The sequence below is a fragment of the Kitasatospora sp. NPDC001660 genome (genome assembly GCF_053596725.1).
The window spans coordinates 119,856-135,890 of record NZ_JBSFGU010000006.1 but is presented as its reverse complement, the minus strand read 5'-3'; the positions used below and the strand labels follow the sequence as shown (position 1 = coordinate 135,890).

Below are 16,035 nucleotides of genomic sequence, written 5' to 3'. Positions count from 1 at the left end.
CAGACGCCGCACGAGCGGCGGGGCGGGGCGGTGACCAGAAGATGGCGGAGACGAGAGCTGTCCCCGACGGCCCCGATCCGGCAGCGGACGCGGGCCCCCGGGACGCCGTACCGCCGTCCCCGCGCACCCCGGGCGACGAGCACCCGCCCGGCCCGGCCGCGCTGTACGAGCCTCCGGCCGCTCCGGCCGCTCCGGCCGCTCCGGCCGCTCCGGCCGCTCCGGCCGCTCCGGCCGCTCCGGCCGCGCCCGCGTCGGCACCGGTGCTGCCGCCGGTCGCGCCGACCGGATGGACCCTCACCGGCATGCCTGCCGTGGGCACCCCGGGCCCCGCGCCCGTGCCCGCGTCGAACCCGGCACCGGCATCGGCACCGGCACCGATGCCCGCTTCCGCGACGCCGCCGCCGTTCGCGGTGCCCGGCGCCGGCGGCGGACTGGGGACGGCACCGCGCGGGCGGATCCTGGTCGTCGAGGGCGGCTACGGCAGCGCCGGCCGCCGCACCTGGGGCCGCGGCGCCCCCGCCCAGGCGACCGTGCTGTCGGCGATGCTCGCCGCCGTCTCGCCGCAGGTGCTGCTCGCCGCGGACGCGGTCGACGCCGTCCACCTGCCCGGCGCCTGCGACCCGCACACAGTGCTCGCCCACCTGCGCGCCGCCGCCCGTCACCCCGGGCCGCTCCTCGTCCACCTGGGCGGCCACCTGCTCGCGGACAAGCGCGGCGGGCAGCTCCACCTGACCCTGCGCGACTCCAAGGCCGCCGGCATCCGCCAGGACGGCCTGCCCTGGCAGGCGATCGCCGCCGAGCTGAGCCACCGTCCGGCCGACTGGCAGACCCTCGTCATCGCCGACCTGAGCGCAGACCAGAGCGCCTGGCCCCTCCTCCAGGGCGCCGCCGCGCCGCTCAGCGACGGGATCCCGCTGTGGGCCGTCGTCAGCCCGGACCCGGAGCAGATCGGTACCTTCACCCGCGCGCTCATCGAGGCCCTGCACGGCGGCCGCCCCGGCGCGGGCGAGGTCCTCGCGCCCGAACAGCTGCGCCAGCAGGTGTACTCGGTGCTGCACCCGGACGTGGTGATCGTGGCCACGCACGCCCCGGACCGCCCGGTCTTCCGCAACACCGCCCGCCGCGCCGACGGCCTGCCGGCGGACGTCGCGCCGGTGGATGCCGTGCCGGTGGATGCCGTGCCTGCGCCGGCCGTGCCTGTGGAGGCCGTGTCTGCGGAGGTGCTGTCGACGGAATCCGTCGACCCGGCTCCCGTCCTGCCGGAGCCGGTCTCGGCCCCGCCCCGGGCCTCGGCCGAGGACCCCGCGCCCGAGACCACCGAGCCTGATTCGTCCGCGCCTGATTCCTTCGTGCCCGAGGTGGCAGCCGCGGAGGTCGTGGAGGCGGAGCCTGCTCCCGAGGACTCCGCCGCCGGCCTGGTGAGCCTCACCAAGCCCGGTGTGCCGCCCACCCCGCCGCCGCCCGCGCGCCCGGTCACCCTGCAGAAGCAACTGCCCGAGGTCCCGTTGACCGTGACGCTCCGCAGGCTCACCCTGACCGGCGCAGACCCCGAGGACGCCGCGCCCGAGGACGTCACTCCCGAGGACGTCATCCCGACGCTGTCGTCCGGTGTGAAGCTGGCGAAGGCCGAGCCCCACCCTGACGTCGTCCTGGAGACGGCGGAGGAGCCTTCGCCGGCGAGCGAGCCGCAGCCCGGGACGGTGGCGGCTCCGCCCCCGTTCCTTGTCGAGGAGCCCCGGCCCGAGGCCGAAGTCCCGGCGGACGGGCCGCAGTTCGAGGAGGCCGCCCCGACTGAGGACACCGCCCCGGCCGAGGACGCCACTTCGGCCGAGGAGGCCGGCCCACTCGAAGAGACGGCTGAGCCCGAGGTCCTGACCCGGCGCGAGGCAGCGGCTCCTGCGGACGCCCCCGCGCCCACTGGGCCCGCCGCCCCCGAGCCGCGCGCCGACTACCGCGAGACGCTCGGCCGGATCGTCCGCAGCGCGGACGCGGGCGACCACGCCTCCGCCGCGGACCTCGCGTTCGCCCTCGAACTGGAGGCGATCGCCGAGCACGGCGCGGTCTCCGAGCCGGTCCTCCAGGTCCGGCAGGTCCGGGCCCACGTGTGCCGCCTCGCGGGCAAGCCGGCCGAGGCCGCGGACATCTACCGCGAGGTGGCCCTGACCCTGCTCCGCTCGCAGGGTGCGGACCACCCGGACACCCAGCAGGCGGCCACCAACGCCGAGGCCTGCTGGCGCGCGATCCCGGACCGCACGGAGGCCATCCGCATCGCCCCGGAGATCATCGAACTCCGCGCCTACCTCCCGGGCCCCGAGGGCCGCAAGCTCCGCGCCGCCGAACGCTACCTCGCCCAGCTGGCGGCGGGCGGCAACTGACGGACGGCAGGGAACGGGCGACAGCCGACGGGTGACAGATAACAGCGAACAGGTGACAGATTTCGAAATCTGTCACCTGTTCGCTGTTATCTGTTCGCCGTTCGCCGTTCGCCGTCACCTGTCACGGCACTCCGAACGCCACCGGGCGGGGAGTCGGCCGCCGCCGACTCCCCGCCCGGTGCATGAGCTGTCGCTACCTCAGCTCCCTGGTGATCGTCACCGGCCCGCGAGGGCGTGGACGAACTTCGTGCCGTCGATGGTGCCGAGGCCGCTGGCGAGGTCGTAGCCCTCGGTGGCGTTGTAGCCGGTGACGCCGTTCCAGCCGTTGTCACCCTCCTTGACGTCCGTGATGCCGCTCCAGTCGCTCGGGAGCAGGCTCAGGCCGTACATGCGCCAGTTGATCTGGCCGAGGCGGTAGCCGGCGGCCTGGTCGGCGAGGGCGACGACGCCGGAGAACAGCGGGGTGGCCTCGCTGGTGCCGCCGGTGAGGTGCCAGCCGACCGCGGTCGGGTCGTACGACTCGTACGTCCAGGCGGCGCCGTCGACGGCCGCGCTCATGCTGATGTCCGGGGTGCCGCGGTGGTTGCCGGTCACGTTGGCGACGCCGGCCTGGTACCACGGGCGCTCGAAGATGCCGGAGACGCCACCGCCGCCGGCGCCGGACTTGTCGTGCCACACCTTGTCGGCCGCGGTGCGGTTGCCGTTGTCGTCCAGGGTGAGCTGGGTGCCGCCGACCGAGGTGACCAGCGGGTCGGAGGACGGCCACGAGTTGACCTTGTACGTGTACAGGTCGGTGCCGTTGAGCTGCGCGTCGGTGGCGCCGTTGTCGCCGGAGGCGGCGAGCACGGTGACGTTGCGCTGGGCGGCGGCCTTGAAGGCGTAGCGCAGGTCGGTCAGAGACTTGAAGTCGCCCTTGTCGTACCCCGGGAAGGTGTTCTCGGTGGCGCCGAAGCTCTGCGAGATGACGTCGCCGACGCCCTTCTTGATGAGGTCCTTCTCGGCGTCCATCATCTCGGGCAGGCCGGTGACACCCTCGGTCTCGGCGACGCCGGTCTCGACCAGGACGATGTGCGCGTCGGGGGCGATCGCGTGGGCGTACTCGACGTCCAGGGTGGTCTCGCCGGCCCAGCCGGTGTGGTCGGGGTTCTTGGGGTCGAAGACGGGGACGTTACCCCACTTGACCACCTCGACGTTGGTGTCCTTGATGCCCCACTGCTTGTCGAAGACCTCCAGGTCGTGCTGGATGGTCGGCGAGCCGAAGGAGTCGACGATGACGATCGTGCGGCCCTTGCCGGTGATGCCCTCCTGGTACAGCGGGTTCAGGTTGTAGGCGTTCCGGTACTGCAGCGGCGAGTAGCAGTGGATGCCGATCTGGCTGACGCACTGGCTGGTGCTCAGCGGCGCGGGGCGCGTCGTGGCGAGGTGGTGCCCGGCGGAGGCGGGCTGGACGTGGACGCCGGCCAGGTTGTGCGAGGGCTCGGCGGCAGCGGCGCCGACCGCCGGTACGGAGACGGTGCCGGCCGTGAGGGCGGTCGCCCCTACGGCGAGCAGAGCCAGGGCGCGGCGGAGGGTAGCGGGGCTGCCCATGGGACTCCTTGGGGGACGCAGGGCCCGACCTTGGTCCGGTCGGGTCGGTCCGGCCATCCCATCGATTGCCACATGATCATGCCATAGTCATTTGGTGTGGTGGTCTTGTGGGCGGCATGGCCGTGTTGGGCCACGCAAAAAGGTAAAGGCCGTCCCAGGGGAAAGTAACTCCGCAGCTGGGACGGCTTGCTGACTACACGTCAGGAAGACCCGCCGGTTTCACAGTTTTCACCGTGTTGGCCAACTTTACCAAGTTTATCGGCGCGGGGTAAGCCTTCGTCAGGTCACCGCGCCCCGCCGTTGACGTACAGCGTCTGCCCGCTGACGTACGAGGCGTCCTCGCTCGCCAGGAACGCGACCACCGAGGCGATCTCCTCCGGCTGCCCGACCCGCCGCAGCGGGGTCCGGGCGGAGACCTCCGCCTGGTGGTCCTCGGCCGTGCTGCCGACCCGCTCGGCGGTGGCGGCGGTCATCGCGGTGGCGATGTAGCCGGGGGCGACGGCGTTGACGTTGATGTTGAACGGGCCCAGCTCGATGGCCAGGGTCGCGGTCAGCCCCTGGATGCCGGCCTTGGCGGCGGCGTAGTTGGCCTGGCCCCGGTTGCCGAGCGCCGAGCGCGAGCTGAGCGAGACGATCTTGCCGTACTTCTGCGCGACCATGTACTTCTGCGCCACGTGGCTGCAGTTGTAGGCGCTGGTCAGGTTGACCGTCAGCACCGCGTCCCAGTCGGACCTGGACATCTTGAAGAACAGGTTGTCCCGGGTGATCCCGGCGTTGTTGACCAGGACGTGCACGCCGCCGAGGTCGGCGGCGACCTGGGCGAACACCGCCTCGACGGCGTCGTAGTCGGCCACGTCGCAGCCGTACGCCCGTGCCGTGCCGCCCTTGGCGGTGATCTCGGCGACCGTCCCGGCCGCGCGCTCGGCCGTGAGGTCGACGACGGCGACCGCCGCGCCCTCCTCGGCCAGCCGGCGGGCCGTCGCCGCGCCGATGCCCTGCGCCGCGCCGGTGACGACGGCGACCTTTCCTGCGAAACGCTTCACTGCAACTCCTTGGAGGGTGGATCCGGAGAGGGGATGAGTAGACAAGGGGACGTCAGGCGTTCTCGACCAGCACGGCGGTGCCCTGGCCGACGCCCACGCACATGGTGGCGAGGCCGCGCCGGGCGCCGGTGCGGCGCATCCGGTGCAGCAAGGTGGTCAGGATGCGGGCGCCGGAGCCGCCCAGCGGGTGGCCGAGGGCGATCGCGCCGCCGCTCGGGTTGACGAGCTCCGGGTCGATCCCCAGTCCGTCCATGGAGGCCAGCGCCTGCGCCGCGAACGCCTCGTTCAGCTCCGCCGTGTCGATGTCGTCGATCGACCAGCCGCTGCGCCCGAGCGCCTTCTGCGTCGCCGGCACCGGGCCGATGCCCATGACGTCCGGGTGCACCCCGGCGGAGGCCCCGGCGACGTACCGGCCGAGCGGCTCGAGCCCCAGGTCGCGCAGCGCCTCCTCGCCGACCAGGACCAGCCCGGCCGCGCCGTCGTTCATCGGCGAGGCGTTCCCGGCGGTGACGGTGCCGTCCGGCCGGAACGCGGGCTTGAGCCGGGCGAGCTTCTCCAGGCTGGTGTCCTCGCGGATGCCCTCGTCCAGGCTCACCGTCACCCCGTCCGGCCGCTCGACCGGGATCAGCTCGGCATCGAAGTGCCCGTCCTTGCGCGCGGCGGCGGCCCGCTGGTGGCTGCGCAGCGCGAAGGCGTCCTGGCGCTCGCGGCCGATGCCGTACCGGCCCGCGACCTCCTCGGCGGTCTCGCCCATGCCGAGCACCCCGTGCAGTTCGGCCATCCGGGGGTTGGTGAGCCGCCAGCCGAGCCGGGTGTCGTAGGTCTCGATCCGGTGCGGCAGCGCCTCGTCGGGGCGGGGCAGGACGAAGGGGGCGCGGGTCATCGACTCGCAGCCGCCGGCGAGCACGATGTCGGCCTCGCCGGAGCCGATCGCCCGCGCGGCGAGCGTGACGGCCTCCAGACCGGAGGCGCAGAGCCGGTTGACGGTGGCTCCGGGGACGGTGTCCGGCAGGCCGGCCAGCAGGACGGCCATCCGGGCGGCGTTGCGGTTGTCCTCGCCGGCCTGGTTGGCGGCGCCCCAGTAGACGTCGTCGATGCGGGCGGGGTCGAGGGCGGGCACGTCGGCGAGCAGGGCGCGCAGCACGGTGGCCGAGAGGTCGTCCGGGCGGACCGTGGCGAGCGCTCCGCGCAGCCGACCGATGGGTGTGCGGCGGGCGGCGGCGAAGTAGACGGGACGCACGTCGTCGGGCTCCTTGTCCAGTGGGTGGGATCCGGTGGAGAGGGGTGGGTCAGAAGGCGTTGACGCCGGTGAGCGCGCGGCCGATGAGCAGCTGGTGGATCTGGCTGGTGCCCTCGTAGAGGGTCATGACCCGCGCGTCGCGCAGGTACTTGCCGACCGGGTACTCGTCGATGAATCCGTAGCCGCCGAACACCTGGAGCGCGTTGTTGGCGGCCCGGACGGCGGCCTCGCTCGCGTAGAGCTTGGCGACGGAGGACTCGGTGGCGAACGGCAGGCCGCGCTCGATGTGGTCGGCGACCTTCCAGGTGAGCAGCCGGGCCGCCTCGACGTCGACGGCGATGCCGGCCAGCAGTTCCTGGACGAGCTGGTGGGAGGCGATCGGCTTGCCGAACTGCTCGCGCTCCCCGGCGTAGCGCACGGCGGCGTCCAGGCAGGCGCGGGCGATGCCGACACACCCGGCGGCGACCGACATCCGGCCCTTGGCGAGGGCGCCCATCGCCACGCCGAAGCCCTTGCCGACGGCGCCGAGCCGGGCGCTGTCGGGCACCCGGACGGCGTCGAAGGCGAGTTCGGCGGTGGCCTGGCCGCGCAGGCCGAGCTTGCCGTGGATCTCGGTGCGGGTGAAGCCGGGCAGGTCGGTGGGGACGAGGAAGGCGGTGATGCCCTTGTGGCCGCGCTGCTGCGGGTCGTCGCCGCCGGTGCGGGCGAAGACGAGGGCGACGTCCGCCCAGGTGCCGTTGGTGATGAAGGTCTTGGCGCCGCTGATCAGCCAGTGATCGCCGTCCCGCACGGCCCGGGTGGTGAGGCCGGCCGCGTCCGAGCCGGTGCCGGGCTCGGTGAGCGCGAAGCAGCCGAGCGCCTCGCCGGAGGTGAGCCGGGGGAGCCAGTGGCGCTTCTGCGCCTCGGTGCCGTGGCTGTTGATCGACTTGGCGACCAGGCCGAGCGAGACCGAGACGATGCCGCGCACGGCCGAGTCGCCTCGCCCGAGCTCCTCCAGGACGAGGCAGTAGGCGAGGTGGTCGCCGCCGCTGCCGCCGTACTCCTCGGGGATGGTGAGGCCGAGGAAGCCCGGCTCGGCGAGTCTGCCGATGATCGCGCGGTCGACGGACTCGGCGCGGTCCCACGCGGCGGCGTGCGGCGCGATCTCGCGGTCGGTGAACTCGGCGGCGAGCTCCCGGACGGCGGTCTGCTCCTCGGACAGCTCCAGATTCACGGCGGCTCCCGGTTCCGGGCCCGGTGCAAGGGGCTCTTGTGCCCGCCGGCCTTCCGTGCCCATGGCCCATTAAACTAGCGCTGCAAGTTTTACGGGGGACTGTAGCCCCGACCGGCCCGTGCTGGGAAGAGGCACCTGCCAGAATCGGTCCCCACCCCACCCGACCGGAGGAAGCAGCTCGATGGCCCGCCCGCGCACCCCGCTGCTCAGTCGCGAGCGCATCGTCGCCGCCGCTCTGCGGCTGATCGACGCCGAGGGCCTCGACGCCCTCTCCACCCGCCGACTCGCCACCGAGCTGTCGGTCAGCGGACCGTCGCTCTACAACCACTTCGCCACCAAGGACGAGCTGCTGGACGCGGTCGTGGACACCGTCATGGGGGAAGTCGACTTGTCGATGTTCGGCCGCCCGTTGGAAAGGGCGACCGGTGGAGTGCCGACCGGAGCGCCGACAGGAGCGCCGACCCCCTGGCCGGACGCGCTGCGCGACTGGGCCCGCTCCTACCGCGCCGCGCTGGCCGCCCACCCCAACATCGTTCCGGTGCTCGCCCAGGGCCCCGGCCGCCGGCCGCACGCGCTGCGCCTCGCGGACGCCGTGTTCGGGCACCTGGTGGACGCCGGGTGGCCGCGCGGCCAGGCCACCCGGATCGGCGCGCTGATGCGCTACTTCGTCACCGGCTCGGCGCTGGCCTCCTTCGCGGCAGGGTTCCCGGCGGACGCCGAGCTGTACGACGCAGCCGACTACCCGCACCTCGGCGAGGCGCACCGGCTGGCCGGCCACCGGGGCACCGTCGACGAGGCCGCGTTCGAGACCGGTCTGGAGGCGCTCCTCGACGGGCTCGCGCTGCGCTTCGAGCGCCTCACCGGGCGCGCATAGGGCGCGCGTAGCCGGCGGTGCCCGGCGTCACCAGGGCTCGCGCGCGACGAAGGCCGGCCGCAGCGACGGGTCCACCGGGTCGTAGTAGCGGTGGTAGACGGGGGTGAGCCCGCCCGAGACCGGGGGCACGATCCAGCTCCAGTCCGCCGGGGTGGGCCGGCCGAGGCGCTTCTCCTGGGCGACGTGCCTGAGGAAGCGCTGCGACTCGGTGTGGTGGTCGGCGATCGTCACCCCCGCCTCCTGGAAGGAGTGCAGCACGGCGATGTTGAGCTCGACCAGCGCGCGGTCCCGCCAGAGCGTGCGGTCGCTGGAGGTGTCCAGGCCGAGCCGCCCGGCGACGGTGGCGAGCATGTCGTAGCGGTCGGCGTCGGCGAGGTTGCGGGCGCCGATCTCGGTGCCCATGTACCAGCCGTTGAACGGAGCCGCGGGGTAGCGCACGCCGCCGATCTCCAGCGTCATGTCACTGATCGCCGGTACCGCGTACCAGCGCAGGCCGAGCTCGGCGAACCAGGCGAACTCGGGGTGGGAGAGCGGGACTTCGAGCGTGGCGTCGTCCGGCAGCTGGTACCACTCGGGCCGCTCGCCGGGCCGCTCCCGGATCAGCAGCGGCAGCACCTCGAACCGGTCCTCGGCGCACTTCCAGCCCAGGTCCCGTGCGCGGGCGGCGAGTTGGACGCCGGCCGGGTCGCCGACGATGCCGTTGGCGCCGTTCTCGATCCCGTTCTCGATCCTGTTCGCGCCGCCGTCGGCGGCACCGTCACCGTCGGTGGCCTCGTCGCCGCCCGCGGCCGGATGGCCGGCGTAGCGGACGAGTTGCTGGTTGAGGATGCGCGCGGCGGGCCGGCCGGGCCGGTCGGGGGCGAACACCGAGATCACCGGGCGGATCCGGCCGCCGTTGCCGGCCAGCCGCAGGTGCTCGAAGCACTCGGCAGCGATGTCGTCGGCCGAGGACAGGTGCCGCAGGTCGCGCACCACGAGGCTGCGCCAGTACAGCCGGCCGATGCAGCGGGCGGCGTTGCGCCAGGCGAGCCGGGCGCCGTACGCGAGCTCGGCGGAGGTGTGCTCGTAGGTGCCGGTGCGGTCGATCTCGTCGAGCACGGCGCGTATCCGGTCGGCCGGGTCGCCACCGGCCGCGGGCTGCTCGCGGTGGAACTGCCGGACGAATTCGGCGGCCTGGGCGGGGTCGGTGAACGGCGGGTCCGCGGGGAGCAGCGCGTTGCCGGGGTCGGCGGTGCGGGGCTGTGCCGGCTGGAGTCCGGCGGCCTGGAGTCCGGTGGTGTGGGGGCCGGGGTGGGTGTGGGCGTACGGGCAGCCGCCGGCGGGTGCGGCGGCGGGTCTGCGGGTGCGAAGCCGGTTGAAGATCAAGACATCCCTCCTGTCGAACAGGAGTACCGGAGGTGGTCGGCCCACCGCAGGGAGTGAACGATTCGGCCCCCGCACCCGCGCTGATCGCGCTAGGGTGCGGGGGCCGGAGCTCCGGGAAACGCCGGATCAGCCCATGTCCTCCAGGCGAACGCCCTTGGTCTCCTTCATGTACCTGGCCACGAAGACGACCGAGAGGGCCGCGAAGGCGGCGTAGATCAGGTAGGTCGCCGACAGGTTCCAGCGCGACATCGACGGGAACGAGACGGTGATCGCCCAGTTGGCGATCCACTGCGCGGAGGCGGCGACGGACAGCGCGGCGGCGCGGACGCGGTTCGGGAACATCTCGCCGAGCATCACCCAGACGACCACGCCCCAGGACATCGCGAAGAACAGCACGAAGGCGTTGGCGGCGATCAGTGCGACGGTGCCCTGGAGGTCGGGCAGGGAGACGTTGTTCCCGCTGCCGGTGGCCGAGGAGAACGCCCAGCCGGCGGTGCCGAGGGCGATCGCCATGCCGGCCGAGCCGATCAGGGCGAGCGGCTTGCGGCCGATCCGGTCCACCAGCAGGATCGCGATCACGGTGCCGAGGATGTTGATGACCGAGCCGATGAAGCTGATCAGCAGCGAGTTGCTCTGGTCGATGCCGACCGACTGCCACAGGATCGACGAGTAGTAGAAGATCACGTTGATGCCGACCAGCTGCTGGAAGACCGACAGGCCGATGCCGACCCAGACGATCGGCAGTAGGCCGAAGCGGCCGCCGAGCAGGTCGCGAAAGCGCGGGCGGTGGTCGGAGGCGATCAGGGCCTGGACCTCGGCGATCCGGGCATCGGTGTCGATGCCCTCGCCCTCGACCTCGGCGAGCACGGTGCGGGCGTCGTCGAGGCGGCCGGCCTGGATCAGGTAGCGCGGGGACTCGGGGATGACCGAGGAGAGCACGAAGTAGACGGCGGCCGGGATCACGCAGATGCCGAGCATCCACTGCCAGGCCTCCAGGCCGAGCAGGTGGCCGCGGGTGTCGCCGCCGGCGGCGTTCGCCAGCACCCAGTTGACCAGCTGGGATATCGCGATGCCGAGCACGATCGCGGCCTGCTGGAAGGAGGCCAGGCGGCCGCGGTACTTGGTCGGCGCGACCTCGGCGATGTAGGTCGGCGCGATCACCGACGCGATGCCGATGGCGGCGCCGCCGAGGACGCGCCAGAAGGCGAGGTCCCAGGCGGAGAACGGGAGCATCGAACCGACGGCGCTGACGGCGAACATCAGCGCGCCCGCCTTCATGACCTTGATCCGGCCGTAGCGGTCGGCGAACCGGCCGGCGACCGCGGCACCGATCGCCGACCCGAGCAGGGCCGAGGAGACGATCAGACCGGTCACGCCGTCGCCGACGCCGAACTTCTCCTGGATGCCCGAGACGGCGCCGTTGATCACGGAGCTGTCGTAGCCGAACAGGAACCCGCCGAGGGCCGCGGCGGCGGTGATGAAGACGACGAAGCCGAGGCGGCCGGGCACGGGGGCCTCGACCGCCCCGGAGGGCTTCTGGGTGACGCTCACGATCTTGACTCCTGGTACTCAACGCTGAGCTCGGTAGTCGAGATCGTAACCCTTTTTCGTTTAACTCTTGTACGCCGGTGCCTCAGGTTTTGCTCCGAGAATTCGTAAGGTGAACAAGCAAATTGGCGTTGTTGCTGGCGCGTCCTGACGTTGTCCCGGTGGCGTCCTGCGCCGCCCTCGTGCTGTCCCGGGCCTCACGCCGGGGCGGACAGTGACAGCCCGAAGCGCCCCTCCTCGTCCGTCCACCAGTGGGTCAGCCGCATCCCCGCCGCCGCCAGCTCCTCGGCCACCCGCTCGCGGCGGAACTTGGCCGACACCTCGGTGCGCAGCTCCTCGCCGCGGTCGAAGTGCACCGGCAGGTCCAGGGCCGGGATCTTCACGGTCTGCGAGCGCAGTGAGCGCAGCCGCATCTCGATCCACTCGTGCTCGGCGTCCCAGAGCGCGACGTGCTCGAACGCGGCCGGGTCGAAGTCGGCCGCCAGCTCGCGGTTGAGCACGTTCAGCACGTTCCGGTTGAACTCGGCGGTCACCCCGGCGGCGTCGTCGTAGGCGGCGACCAGCACCGCCGGGTCCTTGACCAGATCGGTGCCGAGCAGCAGGTGGTCGCCCTGGTCGAGGGTCGCGCGAAGGCCCCGCAGGAAGCCCGCGCGCTCGTCGGGCAGCAGGTTGCCGAGGGTGCCGCCGAGGAAGGCGACCAGGCGCGGGGCGCCGTCCGGGGGCAGGCCGAGGCGGGCGGTGAAGTCGGCCAGCACGCCGTGCACCGCGAGCCCGGGGTACTCGCCCGCGAGCGCCTCGCCGGCCGAGGTGAGTGCGCTCTCGCTCACGTCCACCGGGACGTAGGTGCGCAGCGTGCCGAGGTCGCTCAGGGCGTCCAGCAGGAGCCTGGTCTTCTCGGAGGAGCCGGACCCGAGCTCGACCAGGGTGCGGGCCTTCGTGGCGGCGGCGATCTCGCCGGCCCGGGCGGTGAGGATGGCCCGCTCGGCGCGGGTCGGGTAGTACTCGGGCAGCCGGGTGATCTCCTCGAACAGGTCGCTGCCGCGCGCGTCGTAGAACCACTTCGGCGGCAGCCGCTTGGGTTCGGACGTCAGGCCGTGCTGCACGTCATGGCGCAATGCGGTGCTGAAGTGGTCGGCGGGAAGGAGTCGGGTGAGATCGAAGCTGTTCATGACAGGGTGAGCCCTCTGTTCAGAAGATGAAGGGAAGGGGATGGTTCAGCCGCCGCCGGGTTCAGCCGCGGCCCGGGAGGGGATTGACGGTGATGTCGAACGCTCGGGGTGTGGCGCCCGGTTCGGCCAGGAGCAGCGAGCCTTCGGGGACGGCCGTCCAGCCCGGCTCGTCGTCGTACGGCTCGGAGGCCACCACCAGGCCGCGCCCCGGCAGGGTGCGGTGGTGCAGTGTGTCGCCCCACGTGGTCGCCGCGATCGACCGGCCGTCGGTCAGCAGGAGATTGAGCCGCGCGGTGGTGTGCTCGGTGACGTCCGCGACGGTGCCCGCGAGCGCCTCGCCGAGCCCGGCCCCGGCGCGCAGCCGGTGCAGGGCGAGCGCCCACACGAGGGCCGAGTCGGTGCGCGCCTCCAGGCTCAGGAGTTCGGCCGGGGGGAGCAGCCCGGCGAGCGCGTCCAGCTTGTCCGGCCAGCCGGCCACCGCGCCGTTGTGGCTGAACAGCCAGCGCCCGGCGGAGAACGGCGCGGCCGCGTGCTCGCCCGCCGCGCAGCCCTCGGTGGCGGAGCGGACGGCCGCCAGCAGCGCCCGGGTGCGGATCACGCGGGCGAGGTCGGCGAAGGCGGCGTCCGCCCAGAGCGGCCCGGCCCGGCGGTAGCGGGCGGGGGTGTCGTCCCCGTCCGCGTACCAGCCGAGGCCGAAGCCGTCGACGTTCATCGTGCCGTGCCGCTGCGTCCGGGGCGCCCAGGCCTGCCGGTGCAGCGCGTTCGGCGGCTCGACCAGCAGGTCGCGCGGCGCCAATGGCTCTCCCAGGTAGGCGATGTGACGGCACATCATGCGACTCCGCGGTCGTCGGGGACGTCGGCGGCCGTTCGGAAGCCGGAGAAGATCTGCCGCCGGATCGGGTAGTCCCAGTTGCGGAAGGTGCCTCGGCAGGCCACCGGCGCGACCGCGAAGGAACCGCCGCGCAGCACCTTGTACTCGGGCCCGAAGAACACCTCCGAGTACTCCTTGTACGGCCAGGCCCGGAACCCGGGGTAGGGGCGGAAGTCGCTGGCCGTCCACTCCCACACGTCGCCCATCAACTGCCGTGCGCCGTAGGGGGACTGGCCCGCCGGGTAGCTGCCGGCAGGGGCCGGGCGCAGGTGCCGCTGGCCGAGGTTGGCGTGGTCGGGTGCCGGGGATTCGTCGCCCCAGGGATAGCGGCGCGAACGGCCGGTCGCCGGGTCGTGCCGGGCGGCCTTCTCCCACTCCGCCTCGGTCGGCAGCCGCCGACCGGCCCAGCGCGCGTACGCGTCCGCCTCGTACCAACTGACGTGCAGCACCGGCTCGTCCAGCGGGACGGGCTCCAGTGTGCCGAAGCGGCGGCGCAGCCACTGGCCGTCCTCGTGCCGCCAGAACAGCGGGGCGGTCAGGCCGGCCTGTTGCCGGTGCGCCCAGCCCTCGGGGGTCCACCAGTGCGGCGTGTCGTAGCCGCCGTCGGCGATGAAGCGCAGGTAGGCGCCGTTGGTGACGGGCGTGGTGTCGAGCCGGAACGCCGGGAGGTCGACGACGTGCGCCGGGCGTTCGTTGTCCAGCGCCCACGGCTCGATGTCCGTGCCCATCGTGAACGGCCCGGCGGGGACCAGGACTTCGGCGGGCAGCGCGGCGGCGTCCGCGGGCGCGGGCGGTGGCGCGGGGGCGGCGAGCGCCGGTTCGCCCCTGCGGAGCTGATGAGTGATCAGCATCGTCTCGTCGTGCTGCTGTTCGTGCTGGGCGATCATGCCGAACGCGAATCCGGCGTCCAGCAGCGGCGCCCCCTCCAGGGGGCTCGCGGAGAGCAGGTCGAGCACCCGGCCGCGTACCTCGTGCGCGTACGCGCGGGCCTCGCCGGGCGGCAGCAGCGGCAGGCTGGGGCGCTCGGCGCGCGGGTGCTCGAACGCGTCGTAGAGCGGGTCGATCTCCGGGTGCATCGGGTCGTGGCCGCCGACGTTGCGCAGCAGCCAGAGCTCCTCCTGGTTGCCGATGTGAGCCAGGTCCCAGACCAGCGGTGACATCAGCGGCGAGTGCTGGACGGTGAGGTCGCGGTCCTCGACGCAGTCGGTGAGCGCGGCGGTCCGGGCGCGGGCGGCGAGCAGCTCGGCGGCGATGGTGTCGCGCAGCGACTCGGCGTTCGCGGGGTTCCGGGCGTTCGCCGGCGTCTCGGCAGGGGGTCGGACGTCGGTCATGGTGCGGCTTCCTCCGGGAGAGTGCGTCGGGTGCCGGCGCGCAGGGCGTCCAGCTGGTCGTCGGCCGGGCAGCGGCCGCGCGCGGGGTAGCGCTCGGCGAACTCGGCGACGGCGGCGCGCAGCCGCCCGGCACCGGGCAGGCGGCCCAGCGCGGCGTCGGCGGCGGCGAAGCAGGCGAGGGCGGCGCGGCGCAGCTCGGGGTCGGCGACGGCCAGGGTGGCGGCCCGGCACCAGACGTCGCTGCGCGGCGGGCGCGGACCGTCCGCGCCCTGCGGCGGCTCCAGCGGGTCCAGCGCGGCGAGGGCGGCGTCGGCGGCCGCGGGGTCGTCCAGCAGTGCGGTGACCAGGGCGGCGGGCACCACCCAGCCGTCCCCGGGCTGGGCGTCGATCATCCGCAGCTCCAGGTGGCCGCGCGGGCGCACCGGCGGGAACAGCGTGGTGCGGTGGTAGTCCAAGTCGGCGAGCGTGGGCGGGCGTTCGCCGGCGCCGCGTAACCAGTCGCGGAAGGTGAGGCCGCGCGGAGCCGTCCACGGCAGGCCGTCCGGGCGGCGCACGCACAGCAGTTCGGCGTCCAGCACGTACTGCGCCCACGCCTCGCGCGGGTCGCCGTGGTCGGGGGCGGGGGCGAGCGTGCGGGTCGGGTCCATCCGGGACCACACGATCTGCCGGGTGGAGCGGTGGCCGGTCGGTTTCCCGTCCAGCAGCGGTGAGTTGGCGAAGGCCGCGACCAGTACCGGCCCGAGCCGGTGGGCCAGCAGCCAGCGCCTGTCCACCGCGTGCGGACCGTCCGCGTCGCCGGCGTCCAGGCACACCTGGAGGGATGCGGTGCCCGTCATCATGATGCGGCCCCAGGGGCCGGCGGAGTCGAAGTGCCGCTCCATCGCGAGGTATCGGGGGTGGTCGAGGACCATCCGGCGGGGGCGGGCCAAGGGGTCGGTGCCGGCGCCGGTGAGGCGCAGGCCCTGCGCCGCGAACGCGGCCCGCAGGGCGGTGAGATCGCGCCGGGTGTCGTCGACGCAGGCCAGGAGGCCGGTGGCGGGCGGGGAGCTGAGCTCGACCTGTCCGCCGGGTTCGAGCGTGAGGCGCGAACCGGAGGGGAGCGAGGTGCCGTCCTCGCCGCCGAGCGGCAGCGATTCGAGGGCGGCGTGGGTCCGTTCCGGGGGGACGGGCCGGGCGGGACATCGGTCGTCGTGGACGAACCACTCGACCTCGACACCCACCAGCCGGGGCGGACCGATCTTGAAACAGACGCCCGACACGTGGCTCCGCGCCACCGACTCCGTCAGCGGGGTGACCCCCGTCGGGGGCGGCGGCGGGGGGCTCTGCCGGTCGGGCGGAGTGGTCGGGGATATGGGTATCACCGGACTCACCATCCTCGGGATCACGATTGCGGCCCGGTCTACCCTGCCCAGTCTGCTA

At 73.5% G+C, this 16,035-nt stretch carries 12 protein-coding genes; 2 read left to right on the top strand and 10 right to left on the bottom strand.

Annotated elements, in window-relative coordinates:
* The first annotated feature begins 41 nt into the window (after window positions 1-41).
* Complete coding sequence (locus ACWCXH_RS09145) at window positions 42-2,375, top strand: hypothetical protein (protein ID WP_449800711.1); 2,334 nt, start codon at window positions 42-44, stop codon at window positions 2,373-2,375.
* A 216-nt stretch (window positions 2,376-2,591) separates the two neighbouring features.
* Here the strand turns inward: ACWCXH_RS09145 and ACWCXH_RS09140 are convergent, their stop codons facing one another.
* The 4 genes from ACWCXH_RS09140 to ACWCXH_RS09125 form a co-directional block, all read right to left on the bottom strand.
* Complete coding sequence (locus tag ACWCXH_RS09140) at window positions 2,592-3,962, bottom strand: S53 family peptidase (protein WP_449800710.1); 1,371 nt, start codon at window positions 3,960-3,962, stop codon at window positions 2,592-2,594.
* Window positions 3,963-4,246: 284 nt separating this feature from the next.
* On the bottom strand, window positions 4,247-5,005 hold the full coding sequence (fabG, locus tag ACWCXH_RS09135) for a 3-oxoacyl-ACP reductase FabG (protein ID WP_449800709.1): 759 nt from the start codon (window positions 5,003-5,005) through the stop codon (window positions 4,247-4,249).
* 52 nt (window positions 5,006-5,057) lie between these two features.
* A complete protein-coding gene (locus tag ACWCXH_RS09130; protein WP_449800708.1) occupies window positions 5,058-6,245 on the bottom strand; it encodes a thiolase family protein in 1,188 nt (395 codons plus the stop codon).
* Window positions 6,246-6,294: 49 nt separating this feature from the next.
* On the bottom strand, window positions 6,295-7,458 hold the full coding sequence (locus tag ACWCXH_RS09125) for an acyl-CoA dehydrogenase family protein (RefSeq protein WP_449800707.1): 1,164 nt from the start codon (window positions 7,456-7,458) through the stop codon (window positions 6,295-6,297).
* Window positions 7,459-7,639: 181 nt separating this feature from the next.
* Here ACWCXH_RS09125 and ACWCXH_RS09120 point away from each other — a divergent pair, with 181 nt between their 5' ends.
* Entirely contained in the window at window positions 7,640-8,332 is a 693-nt protein-coding gene (locus ACWCXH_RS09120; protein ID WP_449800706.1) for a TetR/AcrR family transcriptional regulator, read from the top strand.
* Between the two features lie 27 nt (window positions 8,333-8,359).
* On the opposite strand, the gene ACWCXH_RS09115 is transcribed toward ACWCXH_RS09120, so the two are convergent.
* From ACWCXH_RS09115 to egtA, 6 genes are all read right to left on the bottom strand, one after another.
* Window positions 8,360-9,544: a nitric oxide synthase oxygenase gene (locus ACWCXH_RS09115; RefSeq protein WP_449800888.1), complete on the bottom strand. Its 1,185-nt coding sequence runs from the start codon at window positions 9,542-9,544 to the stop codon at window positions 8,360-8,362.
* Window positions 9,545-9,823: 279 nt separating this feature from the next.
* Window positions 9,824-11,251 carry a sugar porter family MFS transporter gene (locus tag ACWCXH_RS09110; protein ID WP_449800887.1) on the bottom strand — a complete coding sequence of 476 codons (1,428 nt, stop codon included), beginning with the start codon at window positions 11,249-11,251 and terminating at the stop codon, window positions 9,824-9,826.
* A gap of 191 nt (window positions 11,252-11,442) precedes the next feature.
* Window positions 11,443-12,414 carry an L-histidine N(alpha)-methyltransferase gene (egtD, locus tag ACWCXH_RS09105; protein ID WP_449800705.1) on the bottom strand — a complete coding sequence of 324 codons (972 nt, stop codon included), beginning with the start codon at window positions 12,412-12,414 and terminating at the stop codon, window positions 11,443-11,445.
* Between the two features lie 61 nt (window positions 12,415-12,475).
* Entirely contained in the window at window positions 12,476-13,243 is a 768-nt protein-coding gene (egtC, locus tag ACWCXH_RS09100) for an ergothioneine biosynthesis protein EgtC (RefSeq protein WP_449800886.1), read from the bottom strand.
* Window positions 13,243-14,616, bottom strand: a complete 1,374-nt coding sequence (gene egtB / locus ACWCXH_RS09095) for an ergothioneine biosynthesis protein EgtB (protein ID WP_449800704.1) — start codon at window positions 14,614-14,616, stop codon at window positions 13,243-13,245. The genes egtC and egtB overlap by 1 nt, the downstream gene beginning before the upstream one ends.
* The gene (gene egtA, locus ACWCXH_RS09090) at window positions 14,613-15,890 is read right to left on the bottom strand and encodes an ergothioneine biosynthesis glutamate--cysteine ligase EgtA (protein WP_449800703.1); all 1,278 of its coding nucleotides are present in this window, start codon (window positions 15,888-15,890) and stop codon (window positions 14,613-14,615) included. The genes egtB and egtA overlap by 4 nt, the downstream gene beginning before the upstream one ends.
* Window positions 15,891-16,035 lie beyond the last annotated feature (145 nt).

What these genes read in the sequence shown, in the direction of transcription:
- ACWCXH_RS09145 (WP_449800711.1), top strand. Translation starts at nt 42, where the DNA reads ATGGCGGAGACGAGAGCTGTCCCCGACGGCCCCGATCCGGCAGCGGAC.
- ACWCXH_RS09140 (WP_449800710.1), bottom strand. Translation starts at nt 3,962, where the DNA reads ATGGGCAGCCCCGCTACCCTCCGCCGCGCCCTGGCTCTGCTCGCCGTA.
- ACWCXH_RS09120 (WP_449800706.1), top strand. Translation starts at nt 7,640, where the DNA reads ATGGCCCGCCCGCGCACCCCGCTGCTCAGTCGCGAGCGCATCGTCGCC.
- egtD (WP_449800705.1), bottom strand. Translation starts at nt 12,414, where the DNA reads ATGAACAGCTTCGATCTCACCCGACTCCTTCCCGCCGACCACTTCAGC.
- egtC (WP_449800886.1), bottom strand. Translation starts at nt 13,243, where the DNA reads ATGTGCCGTCACATCGCCTACCTGGGAGAGCCATTGGCGCCGCGCGAC.
- egtB (WP_449800704.1), bottom strand. Translation starts at nt 14,616, where the DNA reads ATGACCGACGTCCGACCCCCTGCCGAGACGCCGGCGAACGCCCGGAAC.